Origin of the sequence: Caballeronia sp. ATUFL_F2_KS9A (genome assembly GCF_023630765.1) — a bacterium.
Taxonomy (GTDB): domain Bacteria; phylum Pseudomonadota; class Gammaproteobacteria; order Burkholderiales; family Burkholderiaceae; genus Caballeronia; species Caballeronia zhejiangensis.
This window is the reverse complement of record NZ_JALQEK010000052.1, coordinates 20,316-35,728: the sequence shown is the minus strand read 5'-3', so window position 1 is coordinate 35,728 and position 15,413 is coordinate 20,316. Positions and strand designations below refer to the sequence as shown.

The 15,413-nt window shown below is 66.0% G+C and carries 14 protein-coding genes; 10 read left to right on the top strand and 4 right to left on the bottom strand.

Annotation, left to right across the window (positions count from 1 at the left end; genetic code table 11):
• Nucleotides 1–204: 204 nt before the first annotated feature.
• The 3 genes from NCS67_RS29055 to NCS67_RS29045 all read left to right on the top strand — a co-directional run bounded on the left by NCS67_RS29055 (nt 205) and on the right by NCS67_RS29045 (nt 2,643).
• Nucleotides 205–951 (top strand): SDR family oxidoreductase, encoded by a 747-nt coding sequence (locus tag NCS67_RS29055; RefSeq protein ID WP_250437630.1) that lies wholly within the window; start codon nt 205–207, stop codon nt 949–951.
• A 78-nt stretch (nt 952–1,029) separates the two neighbouring features.
• On the top strand, nt 1,030–1,944 hold the full coding sequence (gene gcvA, locus NCS67_RS29050; protein WP_250437629.1) for a transcriptional regulator GcvA: 915 nt from the start codon (nt 1,030–1,032) through the stop codon (nt 1,942–1,944).
• A 90-nt stretch (nt 1,945–2,034) separates the two neighbouring features.
• Entirely contained in the window at nt 2,035–2,643 is a 609-nt protein-coding gene (locus NCS67_RS29045; protein ID WP_008346467.1) for a chemotaxis protein CheB, read from the top strand.
• Nucleotides 2,644–2,647: 4 nt separating this feature from the next.
• Here the strand turns inward: NCS67_RS29045 and NCS67_RS29040 are convergent, their stop codons facing one another.
• Complete coding sequence (locus NCS67_RS29040) at nt 2,648–3,130, bottom strand: Hcp family type VI secretion system effector (protein ID WP_008346465.1); 483 nt, start codon at nt 3,128–3,130, stop codon at nt 2,648–2,650.
• Nucleotides 3,131–3,274: 144 nt separating this feature from the next.
• On the opposite strand from NCS67_RS29040, the gene NCS67_RS29035 reads away from it, so the two are divergent.
• The 7 genes from NCS67_RS29035 (at nt 3,275) to NCS67_RS29005 (ending at nt 12,210) form a co-directional block, all read left to right on the top strand.
• A complete protein-coding gene (locus NCS67_RS29035) occupies nt 3,275–3,865 on the top strand; it encodes a type VI secretion system tube protein Hcp (RefSeq protein WP_008346463.1) in 591 nt (196 codons plus the stop codon).
• 16 nt (nt 3,866–3,881) lie between these two features.
• Nucleotides 3,882–4,388 (top strand): type VI secretion system baseplate subunit TssE, encoded by a 507-nt coding sequence (gene tssE, locus NCS67_RS29030; protein WP_250437628.1) that lies wholly within the window; start codon nt 3,882–3,884, stop codon nt 4,386–4,388.
• 17 nt (nt 4,389–4,405) lie between these two features.
• Nucleotides 4,406–6,292, top strand: a complete 1,887-nt coding sequence (gene tssF / locus NCS67_RS29025) for a type VI secretion system baseplate subunit TssF (RefSeq protein WP_250437627.1) — start codon at nt 4,406–4,408, stop codon at nt 6,290–6,292.
• Nucleotides 6,268–7,350: a type VI secretion system baseplate subunit TssG gene (tssG, locus tag NCS67_RS29020; RefSeq protein WP_250437626.1), complete on the top strand. Its 1,083-nt coding sequence runs from the start codon at nt 6,268–6,270 to the stop codon at nt 7,348–7,350. Before tssF ends, tssG begins: the two co-directional genes overlap by 25 nt.
• Nucleotides 7,351–7,445: 95 nt before the next feature.
• The gene (gene tssH / locus NCS67_RS29015) at nt 7,446–10,073 is read left to right on the top strand and encodes a type VI secretion system ATPase TssH (protein WP_250437625.1); all 2,628 of its coding nucleotides are present in this window, start codon (nt 7,446–7,448) and stop codon (nt 10,071–10,073) included.
• 3 nt (nt 10,074–10,076) lie between these two features.
• On the top strand, nt 10,077–11,411 hold the full coding sequence (tagH, locus tag NCS67_RS29010) for a type VI secretion system-associated FHA domain protein TagH (RefSeq protein ID WP_250437624.1): 1,335 nt from the start codon (nt 10,077–10,079) through the stop codon (nt 11,409–11,411).
• A 13-nt stretch (nt 11,412–11,424) separates the two neighbouring features.
• Complete coding sequence (locus NCS67_RS29005; RefSeq protein WP_008346453.1) at nt 11,425–12,210, top strand: PP2C family protein-serine/threonine phosphatase; 786 nt, start codon at nt 11,425–11,427, stop codon at nt 12,208–12,210.
• 31 nt (nt 12,211–12,241) lie between these two features.
• On the opposite strand, the gene tssC is transcribed toward NCS67_RS29005, so the two are convergent.
• The 3 genes from tssC to tssA form a co-directional block, all read right to left on the bottom strand.
• Entirely contained in the window at nt 12,242–13,759 is a 1,518-nt protein-coding gene (gene tssC / locus NCS67_RS29000) for a type VI secretion system contractile sheath large subunit (RefSeq protein WP_008346451.1), read from the bottom strand.
• A gap of 28 nt (nt 13,760–13,787) precedes the next feature.
• On the bottom strand, nt 13,788–14,297 hold the full coding sequence (gene tssB / locus NCS67_RS28995; protein WP_008346450.1) for a type VI secretion system contractile sheath small subunit: 510 nt from the start codon (nt 14,295–14,297) through the stop codon (nt 13,788–13,790).
• 85 nt (nt 14,298–14,382) lie between these two features.
• Complete coding sequence (gene tssA, locus NCS67_RS28990) at nt 14,383–15,405, bottom strand: type VI secretion system protein TssA (RefSeq protein WP_175980200.1); 1,023 nt, start codon at nt 15,403–15,405, stop codon at nt 14,383–14,385.
• Nucleotides 15,406–15,413: the final 8 nt, after the last annotated feature.

Sequence of the window (15,413 nt, the reverse complement as noted above, 5' to 3'; positions counted from 1 at the left end):
GGCTGGCCCATCGGCCCGCTGCGCCCACGCGATCCGCGCGCATCAGGATCGCTTGCGCCTCTCCAACACCCGAAAAGTTTTTCTTCTCCGCGTTGGCAGATCTTCTCGTTTGCCGGTGTCGGGCCTCTCGCCGATAGTTGAGTCACCGGGCAGCGCAATCAAGCGAAAGCCCCTGACCTCAAACATCGATCGAAGGAGCAAGCCATGAAACTGAAGAAAAAAGTCGCGCTCATCACGGGCGGCACGTCGGGAATCGGACTGGAAGCGGCCAAGCTGTTTCAGAAGGAAGGCGCGACGGTCATCGTCACCGGCACGACGCAGAGCCGGCTCGACGAAGCAGCGCGGATTCTCGGCGATTCGGCGATCGCGCTCAAAGTCGATTCGCGCGATCCGGCGCAGATCGATCGCGCGATCGTCGATATCGTGGAGAGCCACGGCCGTATCGACATCGTGTTCGCCAACGCCGGAGCCGGCCAGGCCGCGCCGCTCGAAGCCGTGACGCCCGAACAGATCGAAGCGCAATTCTCGCTCAACTTCAACGGCGTGTTCTTCACGATCCAGAAGGCGGCGCCGCATCTGCCGAAGGGCGGCGCAATCGTCGTCACGACTTCGTTCCTGAATGAAACCGGCGCGCCGGGACTGTCCATTCTTTCCGCGACGAAAGCCGCGCTGCGTTCGCTCGTTCGCACCGCCGGCGCCGAACTCGCGCCGCGTGGCATTCGCATCAATGCGGTGAGCCCCGGCCCGATCGCCACGCCGTTTCACACGAAACTGGGCTTGTCGGACAAGGAACTCGCCGATGCGGGCGCGGCCATCGAAGCCGCCGTGCCGCTCAAGCGTTTCGGCGAAGCACAGGAAGTCGCGCGTGCCGCCCTTTTTCTCGCGAGCGAAGATGCATCGTTCGTGACCGGCACCGAAGTCGTCGTGGATGGCGGACTGACGCAGCTCTGACGCATCGCCTTCGATGGCGGATGCACGCGTCACCATGATTCTGTACATTCACGAGATCCCACGGCTGAATGAAGAAACATGCGAGCGCCCAGCAATCTGAACGCACTGCGAGCCTTCGAGGCGGTCGCGCGGCATCTGAGCTACGCTGCGGCGGCGGACGAGTTGAACGTCACGCCGGCCGCGGTCGGCCAACTGATTCGCGGACTCGAAAGCTATCTGGATATCGAGTTGTTCCATCGATCGGCATCGGGACCGTCGCGTCTCACATTGACCGACGCTGCCCGCGCTGCGCTGCCGGATCTGCAAGGCGGCTTCGATCTGCTGTCGAGTGCCGTCGAACGGCTGAAGGCCAGCAAGTCGCGCATCGTCTTTACGCTGACCGTGCCGCCGGCTTTCGCGGATCGCTGGCTGCTCTGGCGCGTCGAACGCTTTCAGCGAAGACATCCTTACTACGACCTGCGGATCGACACGAGCGGCCGCCTCACCGACTTCACCGCCGAACGGATCGACGTCGGCATACGCTACGGCGCGGGAGCATGGGCGGGCCTCGTCTCTACGTTCCTGCTGCGCGACGAATTTTTTCCGGTATGCAGCCCGGCGCTGATGGAAGGCGAGCACGCGCTCAGAGCGCCGTCCGATTTGCAACATCATCTGCTCATCCACGATACGTCGATGACCGGCGCCGGTCTCTTCCCGACGTGGCGTTCATGGCTGCTGCATGCCGGCTGCCGCGACCGCATCGATACCGACCGCGGACTGCAGCTCAACGATTCCGCGATGGGCCTGCAAACCGCGATTTCCGGTTACGGCGTGGCGCTCGGACGCACGACGCTCGTCGAACGCGATCTGGCCGAAGGCCGCCTCGTCAAGCCGTTCGATATCGTCCAGAGTTGCGAGTTGGCGTACTACCTCGTGCATCGGCCGGAAAGCGCGGCCCATGCGCCCGTGATCGCGTTCAAGGAATGGCTGCTGGAAGAAGCCGGCGTTCGTTGAAACAGGCGCGCCCGTCGCCGGTCATCCGGGCGCGCGGCATCTTCTTTGCTAGGTCCACGGAGAAAACTTCAGAGACAATCAAGGACAAGCATGACGGTGCGACGCGACATTGCAGTCGTTGCAGCTTCGCAGGGCGGGTTCAAGGCGCTATGCCGGCTCGTGAGTGCGCTCGATCCCGACTATGAAGGCTCGCTTCTGATCGTGCTCCATTCGGGAATGACAGGGCCGCGTCTTTTGGGCGAGTGCATCCAGCGGCATACGTCGCTCACCGTGGAATACGGGCGTCACGGACAAAGCATCGAGCCCGGACGCATTTATCTCGCGCCGCCGGGCCGTCATCTCGTGGTATCGGCTGACGGCCATCTCGCGCTCGACGACGGTCCCAAGGTCCATCACGTGCGCCCGGCGGCCGATCCGCTCTTCGAATCGGCGGCGGCGTGCTTTCACGGACGCGTCGTGGGCGTCGTGCTGACGGGCGGCGGGGGCGACGGAACGCGGGGCTTGCAGGCGATCAAGGCGGCGGGCGGAATGAGCATCGTGCAACATCCCGCGCAGGCCGAAGCGCCGCAAATGCCGATGAACGCCCTGAATTTCGATAGCCCCGATCAGGTTCTGTCGGTCGCCGAAATCAGCCATCTGCTCGGACCGCTGGCGCGTCAGCGAGCACGCTCGCGGGCCGACCGCGCGGGAAGCGCCTGACGGATCAACGCACTTCGGTGCTGCGCACGTCCCAGCCGAACTTCACGGCGCCGCCGAGCGCGCCCTTGTCGTCCTGCGGCTTGTATTCGAACTCGATGTCCGCGTAGCTCAGATCGACCGTCTGCTCCGGATGGCCATTCGGCACGCAGATCAGCGAGACCTTCGTCACCGTGACCTGTTTCATCGTGACGGTGAGAAATTCCTTCTGCCCTTCGCCCGCCTTGCTGACGGTGAGTTTCGCGTTCGCCATGTGCTTGCCGCTCGCGCAGTTCTTCTTGAGCGTGGGCGCGGACTTGTCGTACTGATGCACGAACTGGAACACGCCGGGGCACGCCTTGCCGATGCCGCTGCCGCTGCCCGTCATCGGGTTGCTCGCGTTCGTCACGCCCCAGTTGAAACTCAGCACTTCGATCTGCCCTTCCGCCCCCTTGTGCTTCGACTCGCCGTCGATTCCATCGATCTTGAGATAACAGTCGGTCGTAGCCATGTGATCCTCCGTCGTGATCGGCTTTCGTTGCGCGCCGCGCGTGCAATCCACTGGTAAAACGAAACGCACCGCGCATTTTTGAACTTCAAAATCGCGCGATGTGCGCCGTCTTGTGTTCAGACCGCCGTCCACCGGATGAGCACGATGCAACCCAGCGATACGCGCCCCGACAGCCACCTCACGCTCGACGCCCTGCGCCAGTTCGATCTGCTCGCGCTCACGGAATCGGACGACATGTTCCTGCACGTCGTCCCCAAGCGCAGCAACACGCCGGTCAAGGGCGAAGCGGCCAAGCGCGGCGACTGGGACACGCCGATGCAGATCCACGGCTGGCGCTGGGCGCAAGGCTACGACGCCGCGCCGCACGCCGCCGCGCTCAATGCCAACGACATGCGCGTCACGGCGCTTTGCGTCATCAAGTCGGTGGACTCGGCCTCGCCCGTCCTCGCGAAGCTGTGCGCGCAGGCCGAACTGCTCGCGGTTGCGCATGTGAAGTGCTTCAAGGCGGCGGGCACGGACCACGGCGTGCAGATCGAATATCTGTCGATGAAGCTGGAGCAGGCGTACATCCGCAACTATCAGATCTACACGAGCGTGCGCCTTGCGCGGCCCTGCGAGGTCTTCGAACTGTCGGCGCAACAACTGACGATGACCTGTGCGCCGCAGACCGCGACCGGCAGCCGCGGCGCGGAAGTGACCTTCGCGCTCGATGTATCGACGCGGCGCGTGAGTTGAGCGCAAGGACCGCGCGATGAACGAGCCCAGCGCCGCCGACCGTCTGCAGCCCACGCTGCTCGACCGCCTGATCGACGACGATCCCGCCACGCGCGCCGATCCGCCCGGCGAGCGCTTCATGTCGCATCGCGGGCTGCGCGCGGCCGTGCTGCGCGACGTGTCGTGGCTCTTCAACACGACGAATCTGGGCGATGCGATCGTCGAGGACGACTTTCCGCACGCGTTCGCGTCGGTGCTCAATTACGGCTTGCCGTGTTTGTCGGGGCGATTCGCATCGACCATCGACACGGTATTGCTCGAACAGGCGATTCGCCAGGCGATCGAGCGCTTCGAGCCGCGCATCGATCCCTCGACGCTCGAAATCGAGCCGGTGCTCGACCGTTCCGTGCTCGACATGCACAACCAGATCGCGCTCGTGATTCGCGGCCTGCTGTGGGCGCAGCCCGTGCCGCTGGAATTCGCGCTGCGCACGCAGATCGATCTGGAAGAAGGCGGCATCACGGTGATGGAACTCCCGCGCTGACCACGACGACCACGCACATGGACCCGCGACTTCTGCGTCACTACAACACCGAGCTCGCGCATCTGCGGGAGATGGGCGCGGAGTTCGCGCAGCAGTTTCCGAAGATCGCCGCGCGCCTCGGCATGAGCGGCATCGACGTGGCCGATCCCTATGTCGAGCGTCTGCTCGAAGGCACGGCGTTTCTCGCGGCGCGCGTGCAACTGAAGATCGAAGAGGAGTTTTCGCGCTTCACGCAGCAACTCGCGCATGTCGTGCTGCCGCAGGCCGCCTGCCCGACGCCTTCGATGCTGATCGCCCGTCTCGCGCCCGATCTCGCGAATCCGAATCTCGCCGATGGCTTCACCGTGCCGCGCGGCACCGCGCTCATCGCCCGGCATGCCGCGAGCGCGCACATGACGCCGTGCGAATTCCGTACCGGCGCCGATCTCACGCTCTGGCCGATCGAGCTGACGGACGCGCGCTATGTCGCGCAGATGCAGGACCTGCCGCTCGCCGCGATTCCCGCGACGCAGACGCTCGCGCCGCGCGTGAAGGGCGCGCTGCGCATCCGCCTCGCGACGCCCGAAGGCCTGTCCTTCGACGCATTGCGTCTCGATGCGCTGAACCTGCATTTCGCGGGCGGCGACGAAACCGCGTATCGCCTGTACGAACTCGTGATGTCGGGGACGCTCGCCGTCGTCGTATCGACGCCCGAGCGCCCGAGCCGCGCGCTTGCCGCGTTGCCCGCCGATGCCGTCGCGCCCGCCGGTTTCGGCGATCGCGAAGCGCTCCTGCCCGTCACGCCGAACGCGTTTCAGGGTTATCGGCTGCTGCATGAGTATTTCGCGCTGCCCGAGCGGTTTCGATTCGCGCGCCTCGCCGGGTTCGCCGATGTGCTGCCGTCGTTCGCATCGCGCGAAATCGAACTGACGTTTCTGCTCGCGAACGGCGATGCGTCGCTCGAACGCATCGTCACCAAGGACAACGTGCTGCTCGATTGCGTGCCCGCGATCAATCTCTTCGCGAAGCACGCGGATCGCGCGCTCGTGACCGAAGCCGCCGCGCGCTTTCATGTCGTGCCGGACCGCACGCATCCGCTCGACTTCGAAGTGCATTCCGTCACTGCCGTCTCGGGCTACGGCGCGAACGACGATGCGGAGCAGACATTCCATCCGTTCTACGCGGACTTTCTCGCGGACGGCCCCGGCGACGCCGCGTACTTCACGACCGAGCGCGAGCCGCGCATCGTGCCCGCCGGACGGCGCAAGAGCGGCGCGCGCACGGAATACGTGGGCAGCGAGACGTATGTATCGATCGTCGACCCCAACGCCGCGCCGTATCGCGGCTCGCTGCGGCAACTGTCGTTCGCGACGCTCTGCACCAATCGCGATCTGCCTTTGATGATGCCGCGCAGCGCCACCGGCGACGATTTCTCGCTCGACATCGCCGCGCCCGTGAGCCGCGTGCGCTGTGTGAGCGGCCCGTCGCGGCCCGCGCCCGCGAATCTCGACGCGGCGCGGAGCTGGCGGCTCATCGATCAGTTGTCGCTGCATTACCTGTCGGTGTCGAACGGGCCGCGCGAAGCCGCCGCCGCGTTGCGCGCGCTGTTGATGCTGCATGTCGCGGACGCCGACCAGGCGGGGCGAAGCCAGGTCGCGGGCGTCGCCGCGGTGGATGCGCGCGGCGTCGTGCGCCGTCTGCCGATGCCCGGTCCGATCGCGTTCGGTCGCGGCCTCATGATCGACGTGCTCGTCGACGATCTCGCCTTTCAGGGCGGCAGCGCGTGGCTCTTCGGCTGCGTGCTGGACCGCTTTTTCGCGCGCTACGTGTCGATCAACGCGTTCGTGCAGACCGCTTTGCGCACGAGCGCGCGCGGCGAAATCCTGCGCCTGGCACCGCGATGCGGGACGAGAGCGATCTTCTGAGCGCGGCGGCGCTGCCCGAGCCTGCGCGCGCACTCGTCGATCTCTTCGATGCAGTCGCCGCCGAGCCGCATCGGCACGATTTCTATCGCCTGATGCGGCACGTCGAGGCACTGACGCCGCACTTGCCGCGTCTCGGCTGCGGCGCGCGTCCCGCCGACGAGCCGCTGCGTCTCGCGCAGGACGTATCGCTTTCGTTCGCGCCCGCGCCGCTCGCCGCGCTCACACGCGATGAGAACGCCCGCGCGCCGCGCCTCGAACAGCGCTTCTTCGGTTATCTCGGACCGAACGGCCCGCTGCCGCTGCATCTGACGGACTTCGCCCGCGAGCGCGCGCTGCATCGCGGCGACACGGCTTTCGCGCGCCTGCTCGATACGCTGCTGCATCGATTCCTGCTGCTGTTCTATCGCGCGTGGGCGCAGGGACGGCCGGTAGCGTGGCTGGATCGTCCCGGCCACGACCGCTTCGCCTTCTATGCGGGCGCGCTGATCGGACTCGCGGATGAAGCCAGCCGCAATCGCGACGCCGTCTCCGATCACGCGAAGCTGCATTTCGCGGGCCTCGCCAACATGCAGACGCGTCCCGCCGACGTGCTCGAAGCGATCGCGAGCGCGCTCTTGCGCGTGCCGGTGCGCGTGGAGCCGTATCGCGGGCACTGGATGACGCTGCAACGCGACGAGCGCACTGCGTTGCGGCATCGGGCGATGCGCGGTCCCGGCGATCCAGCGGGCTTCGCCCAACTCGGACGCGGCGCGGTGCTGGGACGCGCGGTGTGGGATCGGCAGCACGCGTTTCGCCTCGCGATCGGGCCGCTGTCGCTCGCGCAGTTCGAGTCGCTGCTGCCGGGCGGCGCCGCGCTGCCGACGCTCGTCGCCGTGGTGCGCCGGCATCTGAACGGCGAGCTTGCATGGGACGCGCAACTCGTCCTCGCCGCCGACGACGTGCCGACCGCGCAGCTCGGCCGCTACGGACGGCTCGGCTATTCGGCGTGGCTCGGTCTCGCCGCGCGCCGCGCCGATTGCGCCGATCTCGCGCTCGACGCCGACGCGCATCTCGCCTGAACGCGGACACGTTGAAAAAAAGCCGCCGCTGCGCCGTCTTATCGGATGGAGGCGCGCCTTCGATCCGCGCGCATCGAAAAAAAAGGAGTCCGGCGATGGCGGAAATCAGTCGTGTCGCGCTGTTCGGCAAGCTCGACAGGCTCGGCTACAAGACCGTCGAAAGCGCGACGGTCTACTGCAAGATGCGCGGCAATCCGTATGTCGAGCTGGCGCACTGGATCATGCAGATTCTGGAGACGCCGAACTCCGACTGGCAGCGCATCGTCGCGCATTACGGCGTGGACGCCGCCGCCCTTGCGCGCGAGCTGACGGCGTCGCTCGATCGCCTGCCGCGCGGCGCGACGTCGATCTCCGACATCTCCGAGCACATCGGCGATGCGATCGAGCGCGGCTGGGTCTACGGCACGCTGCTGTTCGGCGCGAACAAAGTGCGGACCGGGCATGTGCTCGTCGGCATGCTGAAGACGCAGCGGCTGCGCAGCGTGCTCGTCGGCATATCGCGGCAATTCGAGCGCATCAAGCCGGAAGACCTGTCGGACAATTTCGCGCGCATCGTCGCGGATTCGGTCGAGGAAAGCGAAGCCGAGCCGCAGCCGGACGCGGCCGATGCGCAAGCCGCGCCCGCCGCCATGGGCCAGCAGGAAGCGCTGCGCAAATACGCGACCGATCTCACCGACAAGGCGCGCCGCGGCCAGCTCGACCCCGTTACGGGCCGCGACGACGAGATTCGCCAGCTCGTCGATATTCTCATGCGGCGGCGGCAGAACAATCCGCTGCTGACGGGCGAAGCGGGCGTCGGCAAGACCGCCGTGGTCGAAGGCTTCGCGCAGCGGCTCGCGCGCGGTGACGTGCCGCCGCCCTTGCGCGAGGTCGCGCTGCTGTCGCTCGATCTCGGGCTTTTGCAGGCGGGCGCGAGCATGAAGGGCGAGTTCGAGCAGCGTCTGCGTCAGGTCGTCGAGGATGTGCAGGCGAGTCCGAAGCCGGTGATTCTCTTCATCGACGAAGTGCATACGCTCGTCGGCGCGGGCGGCGCGGCCGGCACCGGCGATGCCGCCAATCTGCTGAAACCGGCGCTCGCGCGCGGCGATCTGCGCACCATCGGGGCCACGACGTGGGCCGAATACAAGCGGCACATCGACAAAGATCCCGCGCTCACGCGGCGCTTTCAGGTCGTGCAGGTTCAGGAGCCGGACGAGGACAAGGCCGTGCGGATGCTGCGCGGCGTCGCGGCGGTGCTCGAAGGGCATCATCGCGTGCAGTTGCTCGACGAGGCGATCGAGGCGGCCGTGCGGCTGTCGCATCGCTATATTCCGGCGCGGCAGTTGCCCGACAAGGCCGTGTCGCTCATCGACACGGCGTGTGCGCGCGTCGCCGTCAGCCAGCACGCGACGCCGCCGCTCGTCGACGACTGCCAACGCCGTATCGAGGCGCTCGAAGTCGAGGCGCAGATCGTCGCGCGGGAGGCGAATGCGGGCGTCGATGTCGGCACGCGCGCAGCCGATGTCGCCGCGATGCTCGCACGCGAACGCGATGCGCTCGGCGGGCTCGAAGCGCGCTGGAACGAGGAAAAGCGCGTCGTCGACGAACTGCTTGCGTTGCGCGCGACGTTGCGCGAAGCCGCCGACGCCGCTTCACGCGATGACCAGCTCGCGCGCCTCGCGTCGCTCAAATCGCGTCTCGCCGAATTGCAGGCCGATGCGCCGCTGATTTTGCCGAGCGTCGACGCGGGCGTGATCGCGGGCGTCGTCGCCGATTGGACCGGCATTCCGGTCGGCAAAATGCTGAAGAACGAGCTGGCCGCCGTGCTCAATCTCGCCGATGCGCTCGATCGCCGCGTGATCGGCCAGCGCCACGCGCTCGAGATGATCGCGAAGCGCATCCAGACTTCGCGCGCGCGGCTCGACAATCCCGACAAGCCGATCGGCGTGTTCCTGCTCGCGGGCACGTCGGGCGTCGGCAAGACGGAAACGGCGCTCGCGCTCGCCGAAACGCTCTACGGCGGCGAGCAGAACGTCATCGTCATCAACATGAGCGAGTTTCAGGAAGCGCATACGGTTTCGACGCTGAAGGGCGCGCCGCCCGGCTATGTGGGTTACGGCGAGGGCGGCATCCTGACCGAAGCGGTGCGCCGCCGTCCGTACAGCGTCGTGCTGCTCGACGAAGTGGAGAAGGCGCATCCCGACGTCCACGAAATCTTCTTCCAGGTTTTTGACAAGGGCTGGATGGAAGACGGCGAAGGGCGTTACATCGACTTCAAGAACACGATCATCCTGCTGACGTCGAACGTCGGCTCGGAAGTCATCATGTCGATGTGCCGCGATCCCGCGCGCGCGGTCGCGCCGGAGGAACTCGCGCGCGCGTTGCGCGGCCCGCTGCTCGACGTGTTTCCCGCCGCGCTGCTCGGCCGGCTCGTCACGGTGCCCTACTACCCGCTTTCCGACGCGATGATGGCCGACATCGTGCGGCTTCAGCTCGAACGCATCCGGCGGCGCGTCGCGGACAATCACGGCATTCCGTTCGAGTACGACGACGACGCCGTGCGGCTCATCGTTTCGCGCTGCACGGAAGCCGAATCGGGCGGCCGCGTGATCGACGCGCTGCTCACGAACACCGTCCTGCCGCGCATCTCGACGGAATATCTGACGCGTCTCACCGAAGGCGGCGCGCTGGCGCACATCCGGCTCTCGGCGAGCGCGGGCGACTTCGTCTACGCGTTCGAGTGAACCATGCTCACGCTCACGGTGACGCTTCACAACGGACAGCCGCCGCGCGTGCCGCTCTCGGCGACCTTCGATGCCGACGGCGGCACGGTCGGGCGTGCGGTCACGAACCGGCTCGTGCTCGATGACGCCGAGCGCACGGTCTCGCGTCTGCATGTGCAGATCGAGTGGCGCGACGGGCGCTTTCTGCTGATCGACCGCGGCAGCAATCCGGCGCTCGTCAACGGCGCGCCGCTCGATCCGGGCCAGGAAGTCGCGCTCGCGCACGGCGACGAAGTGCAGATCGGCGGCTATCAGCTGCGCGCGGATATCGGCGTCGATGACGATACGGTCACGGCCAACGCGCCATCGGACGATCCGTTCGCGGGATTGTTCGACGCGGGTTCGTCGGCACCTGGCGATTTCGACGCCAACCTCCACACGCCGAAGCCGAAAGCTGCCGAACACTTCGACTTCGGCTTCGACGATCCGGCGGGCAAACGCTCGATCGACGAGTTGTTCGACCTTGCGCCGGGCGCGTCGTCCGACGGAGCGTCGATCACCGATCCGCTCGTCGAACCGCTTGCGCAGCCCAACACCGCGCACGATGCCGATCCGTTCGCCAGCCTGACGGCCGCGGCGCGCCCCGCCGGGACGCCCGCGACGCGGCCGGACGCCGGATCGGAACTGCACAGCGCGTTCACGCCGCCGCGTCCGCGATCGGCGCCGACGCCGTCAGCGGTTGCATCGAGAGCGGAAACCGCCGACGATCGCGCGCTCGTCGATGCCTTCCTGCGCGGGCTGAACACGCACGGCGTGCGTATCGATGCGCTGACGCCCGCGCTGATGCAGCTTCTCGGCGAGCTGCTGCGCGAAGCGGCGCGCGGCACGCTCGAACTGCTCGCCGCGCGCGCCGCGCTCAAGCGCGAGATGCGAACGGGCGCGACGATGATCGAAGCGTCGGACAACAATCCGCTCAAGTTTTCGCCGAACGTGGAGGCCGCGCTCATGCATCTGCTCAATCCGCAGATGCGCGGCTTCATGCCGCCCGCCGCCGCCCTCGACGATGCGTACGCCGATCTGCGGGCGCATCAGGTCGGCATGGTCGCGGGGATGCGCGCGGCGCTCGACGGCGTGTTCGAGCGCTTCGAGCCGCAGCGCATCGAGGCGCGGCTGTCCGGGCGCTCGCTGCTCGACGGCGTGCTGCCGGGATTGAATCGCCGCGCGCGCTGCTGGGATCTTTTCATCGAGATGTACGGCCAGCTTTCGCGCGAAGCCACCGAAGATTTCCATACGCTGTTCGGCCGAGCGTTCGTCGCCGCCTACGAGGCGCAGATCGACGAGCTTAAACAACGCCGGTAACGAGAGACACGACATGCAATTGCAAACCGCGAGCGTGAGCGATGTGGGCGGCCGGTCGCGCAACGAGGACGCGCTGGCGACGTGGCGGCATGCGGCGCTCTTTGCGAGCGTGGTCGCGGACGGCGCGGGCGGTCACGGCGGCGGCGATGCGGCATCGCGCATCGCGGTCGATACCGTGCTCGCGGAATTGACGCGCGTGGCATCGGCGGGCGTCGCGCTGACCGGGCCGAACCTGTTGCGCGTGCTGCTGCGCGCGAACGACGCGATCATCGATGCGCAGGAGCACGACCGCGATCTTTCGCAGATGCGTTCGACGGCGGTGCTGCTCGGCATCGACGAAAGCACGGGCATCGCGGCGTGGGCGCATTGCGGCGACACGCGGCTTTACTGCTTCCGGCGCGGCGCGACGGTTGTGCAAACGCAGGATCACAGTCTCGTGCAGAGCATGATCGATGCGAATCTGCTGGAGAGCCGGGACGTGCGAACGCATCCGCGCCGTAACGTGCTGTTTTCGGCGCTCGGAACGGCGGATGATCTGTCGATCGCGGCGTCGGATGAGCCGTTTCTCATCGCGGAGGGCGACGCCTTTCTGCTTTGCACCGATGGGTTTTGGGAGTATCTCGACGAGTCGGTGATGATCGATGCGATCGGGCGCGCTCGGACGCCTCAAGCGTGGCTGGATCTGATGGTGGCGCATCTGCGTGAGGCCGCGCGGCCGGGGCACGATAACTTTAGTGCCAGCGCGGTTTGGGTGGGGGATGCTTCGCAGGTGACGGTGATGCAAATGCCCGCGACGTAACCATCGCGGGCATCATCCAACCAACCACGCATCAAGCCGCCTGCTTCGCCGAAGGCAACCTCGAAACCAGCCTGAGCGACACCGTCAGCCCTTCCAACTGATAATGCGGCCGCAAGAAGAACTGCGACGTGTAATACCCCGGCGCGCCCGGCACTTCCTGCACCTTCACCTCTGCCGCGGCGAGCGGCTTTTGCGCCTTCGTGTGCTCGGACGAATTCGCCGGATCGCCATCGACGTACTGCGTGATCCACTTGTTGAGCCAGATCTCCATATCCGAGCGTTCCTTGAACGTGCCGATCTTGTCGCGCACGATGCACTTCAGATAATGCGCAAAGCGGTTGCAAGCAAAGAGATACGGCAACCGCGCGGCAAGCGCGGCATTCGCGGTCGCGTCCGGATCTTCATACTCGAACGGCTTTTGCAGCGACTGCGCGCCGATGAACGCCGCGAAATCCGAGTTCTTGCGATGAATCAGCGGCATGAAACCGTTCTTCGCCAGTTCCGCCTCACGCCGGTCTGAAATGGCGATCTCGGTCGGGCATTTCATATCGACGCCGCCGTCGTCGGTCGGAAAACTGTGCACCGGCAAACCTTCGACCGCGCCGCCCGATTCCACGCCGCGAATCCGCGAGCACCAGCTATACAACTTGAACGACCGGTTGATGTTCACCGCCATCGCATAAGCGGAATTCGCCCACGTGTATTTCGTGTGATCCGCGGAACCGGTGTCTTCCTCGAAGTCGAATTCATCGACCGGTTCGGTCTTCGCGCCGTACGGCACGCGCGCCAGAAAACGCGGCATCGCGAGACCGATGTAACGCGAATCCTCGGATGCGCGCAGCGATCTCCAGCTCGCATATTCCGGTGTCCCGAATATCTTGGTGAGATCGCGCGGATTGGCCAGCTCCTGCCACGAGTCCATCTGCAAGAGACTCGGATCGGCGGCGGCGATGAACGGCGCATGCGCCGATGCCGCGATCTTCGACACTTCGCCGAGCATCTCGACATCGGGCGGCGTCTGGTTGAAGTAGTAATCGCCGATCAGCGCGCCGAACGGCTCGCCGCCCAACTGCCCGTACTCGTGCTCGTAAATCTGCTTGAAAAGCGGACTCTGATCCCACGCGACGCCCTTGAAGCGCTTGAGCGTCTTGCCTAGATCCTTCTTCGAGATGTTCATCACGCGAATCTTGAGCATCTCGTCGGTTTCGGTGTTGTTGATGAGATAGTGCAGCCCGCGCCACGAACCCTCGAGCTTCTGGAAGTCCGCGTGATGCATGACTTCGTTGACCTGCTCGGTGAGCTTCGCGTCGATCTCGGCGATCATCGCCTGAATCGAGCGAATCGCATCGCCGGAAACGAGCTTCGTCTGCGAAAGCGCCTGCTGCGCGAGCGTCTGCACGGCCGTCTGCACGGCGCTCTTGGCTTCGTCGCTCTTCGGACGGAACTCACGGTTGAGCAGCGCGGCGAGATCGTCGCCTTCGAGCAGCGCGCCCTGCAACGCGGAAGGCGCTTCGGCTTGCGGTTCGGCGGATTGCGGAATGTCGGACATGGTCGTTTCCTTTCAAGGCTCTCGGGTCTCATTCGGCTGCAGCAGCCGCGGATGGCGCAGCCGTGGCGAGCGTCTTGAGCAGCGCGGGATCGTCGAGCACGCGCGCGATCAGTTCTTCCGCGCCGTTCTTGCCGTCCATGAAGATGACGAGATTGGCGAGCTGCGTGCGCGCTTCGAGCAACTTCGCGAGCGCATCGACCTTGCGCGCGACGGCCGCGGGCGAAAAATCGTCCATGTTCTCGAACGTGATATCGACGCTGATGTTGCCCTCGCCCGTCAGCTTGTTCGGCACCTGAAACGCGACGCGCGGATGCATCGCCTTCATGCGGCTGTCGAAGTTGTCGATGTCGATCTCCTGGAACTTGCGCTGATCGACGGGCGGCAGCGCTTCGGCGGGCTTGCCGGAGAGATCGGCCATCACGCCCATCACGAACGGAAGCTGAATCTTCTTCTCGCTCCCATAAGTTTCGACGTCGTATTCGATCTGCACGCGCGGCGCACGATTGCGCCCGATGAATTTCTGACTGCTGGTTGCCATGACGTCTCCTTCGAGTGGGCATGAGCCACGCAATTAAAACGAACGAGTTGTGGCCGGATTGAAGACTCGATTCGAGAACCCGCGCTCACTGCGGCCTCGTCCCCGCGATCAGATGAATCTGCGCGAGGCTGTCGGGCGCGAGATCCTGCATCACCGCGAGAAAATCCTTGCCCATCAATCCGCGCGCGCGGCGGATCAACAGCGGCGCGGGATTGGTCGGCTCGGTGCGTTCGAGAAACGCGCACACCGCGTCGAGCGCGGCGAGCGCATCGTCGCGCGTCGCGATCTCGCCGGGGCGGGCAATCGCGCGACGAAGCGTCGGCGCTTCTTTCATCTTCGTGATGTCGGCGGATGCTTCGGGCGCGTCCGTCGAAGCGAACGCGCGAAACTGCGCGGCGACGTGACGCGTTGCGATCGTCAGCGCGGTCATCGAAGGCGCGCGTTCCGCGCCGAGCTTCTCCGTCAGGCAAGCGCACAGCGTCTGCACGGCGCGCGGCAGATCGAGCCCATTCGCGAGAAGCTCGGCATCCTGCGCCACGGCATCGGCGAGCATGCCTTCCACGCGCGCCGGCGTCGCGGCGTTCGCGCCTTCCTCCGGCGCGAGCCTGCCCTGCGCCACCAGAATGTCGCGCACGGCGAGCCGCTCGCCATGCACGCGACACACTTCGCATTCGCGCAGATCGTGCAGCAAGGTCTCGGCTTCCGCGAACGGCGTGTAGGCATCGGCGAGCGGCGCAAGCGCGTTGATGCGCAATACGGCATCGTTGTCGTCATCGTGATCGAGCGGCGGGAAGAGGCCGTCCCAATAGCGCTCGACGAGGCCCGTCAGCAGGCGCAAACCCGCATGAAAGCCCGCGAGTCCGTGGACATGCGCCGCCGCGCGCGTCCACGCAATCGCCACGCGCACATCCTTCGAGCGCGCGAGCAGCGCGTCGCCCTGCTCCAGCACGTCGTTCCACGGCGGCGGCTCGACGAGCACGTCGAACTGACGCTGCGGCATGCCGCGCGCGAGCGCTTCGAATTCGAGAAACGCCGCGTCGTATTCCAGATCGATGCCTGCGGGCGGCATCGTTTCTGTCGGCGCGAGGAGCGGTTCGATGTCGATCATCGCGGCTC

Bases quoted from the DNA above. Each gene is read 5' to 3' on its own strand.
- tssB (WP_008346450.1), bottom strand. From the start codon at position 14,297: ATGGCAACCAGCAGTCAGAAATTCATCGGGCGCAATCGTGCGCCGCGC.
- tssC (WP_008346451.1), bottom strand. From the start codon at position 13,759: ATGTCCGACATTCCGCAATCCGCCGAACCGCAAGCCGAAGCGCCTTCC.
- NCS67_RS29045 (WP_008346467.1), top strand. From the start codon at position 2,035: ATGACGGTGCGACGCGACATTGCAGTCGTTGCAGCTTCGCAGGGCGGG.
- gcvA (WP_250437629.1), top strand. From the start codon at position 1,030: ATGCGAGCGCCCAGCAATCTGAACGCACTGCGAGCCTTCGAGGCGGTC.
- NCS67_RS29055 (WP_250437630.1), top strand. From the start codon at position 205: ATGAAACTGAAGAAAAAAGTCGCGCTCATCACGGGCGGCACGTCGGGA.
- tssF (WP_250437627.1), top strand. From the start codon at position 4,406: ATGGACCCGCGACTTCTGCGTCACTACAACACCGAGCTCGCGCATCTG.
- tagH (WP_250437624.1), top strand. From the start codon at position 10,077: ATGCTCACGCTCACGGTGACGCTTCACAACGGACAGCCGCCGCGCGTG.
- NCS67_RS29040 (WP_008346465.1), bottom strand. From the start codon at position 3,130: ATGGCTACGACCGACTGTTATCTCAAGATCGATGGAATCGACGGCGAG.
- tssA (WP_175980200.1), bottom strand. From the start codon at position 15,405: ATGATCGACATCGAACCGCTCCTCGCGCCGACAGAAACGATGCCGCCC.
- tssG (WP_250437626.1), top strand. From the start codon at position 6,268: ATGCGGGACGAGAGCGATCTTCTGAGCGCGGCGGCGCTGCCCGAGCCT.
- tssH (WP_250437625.1), top strand. From the start codon at position 7,446: ATGGCGGAAATCAGTCGTGTCGCGCTGTTCGGCAAGCTCGACAGGCTC.
- tssE (WP_250437628.1), top strand. From the start codon at position 3,882: ATGAACGAGCCCAGCGCCGCCGACCGTCTGCAGCCCACGCTGCTCGAC.
- NCS67_RS29005 (WP_008346453.1), top strand. From the start codon at position 11,425: ATGCAATTGCAAACCGCGAGCGTGAGCGATGTGGGCGGCCGGTCGCGC.
- NCS67_RS29035 (WP_008346463.1), top strand. From the start codon at position 3,275: ATGCAACCCAGCGATACGCGCCCCGACAGCCACCTCACGCTCGACGCC.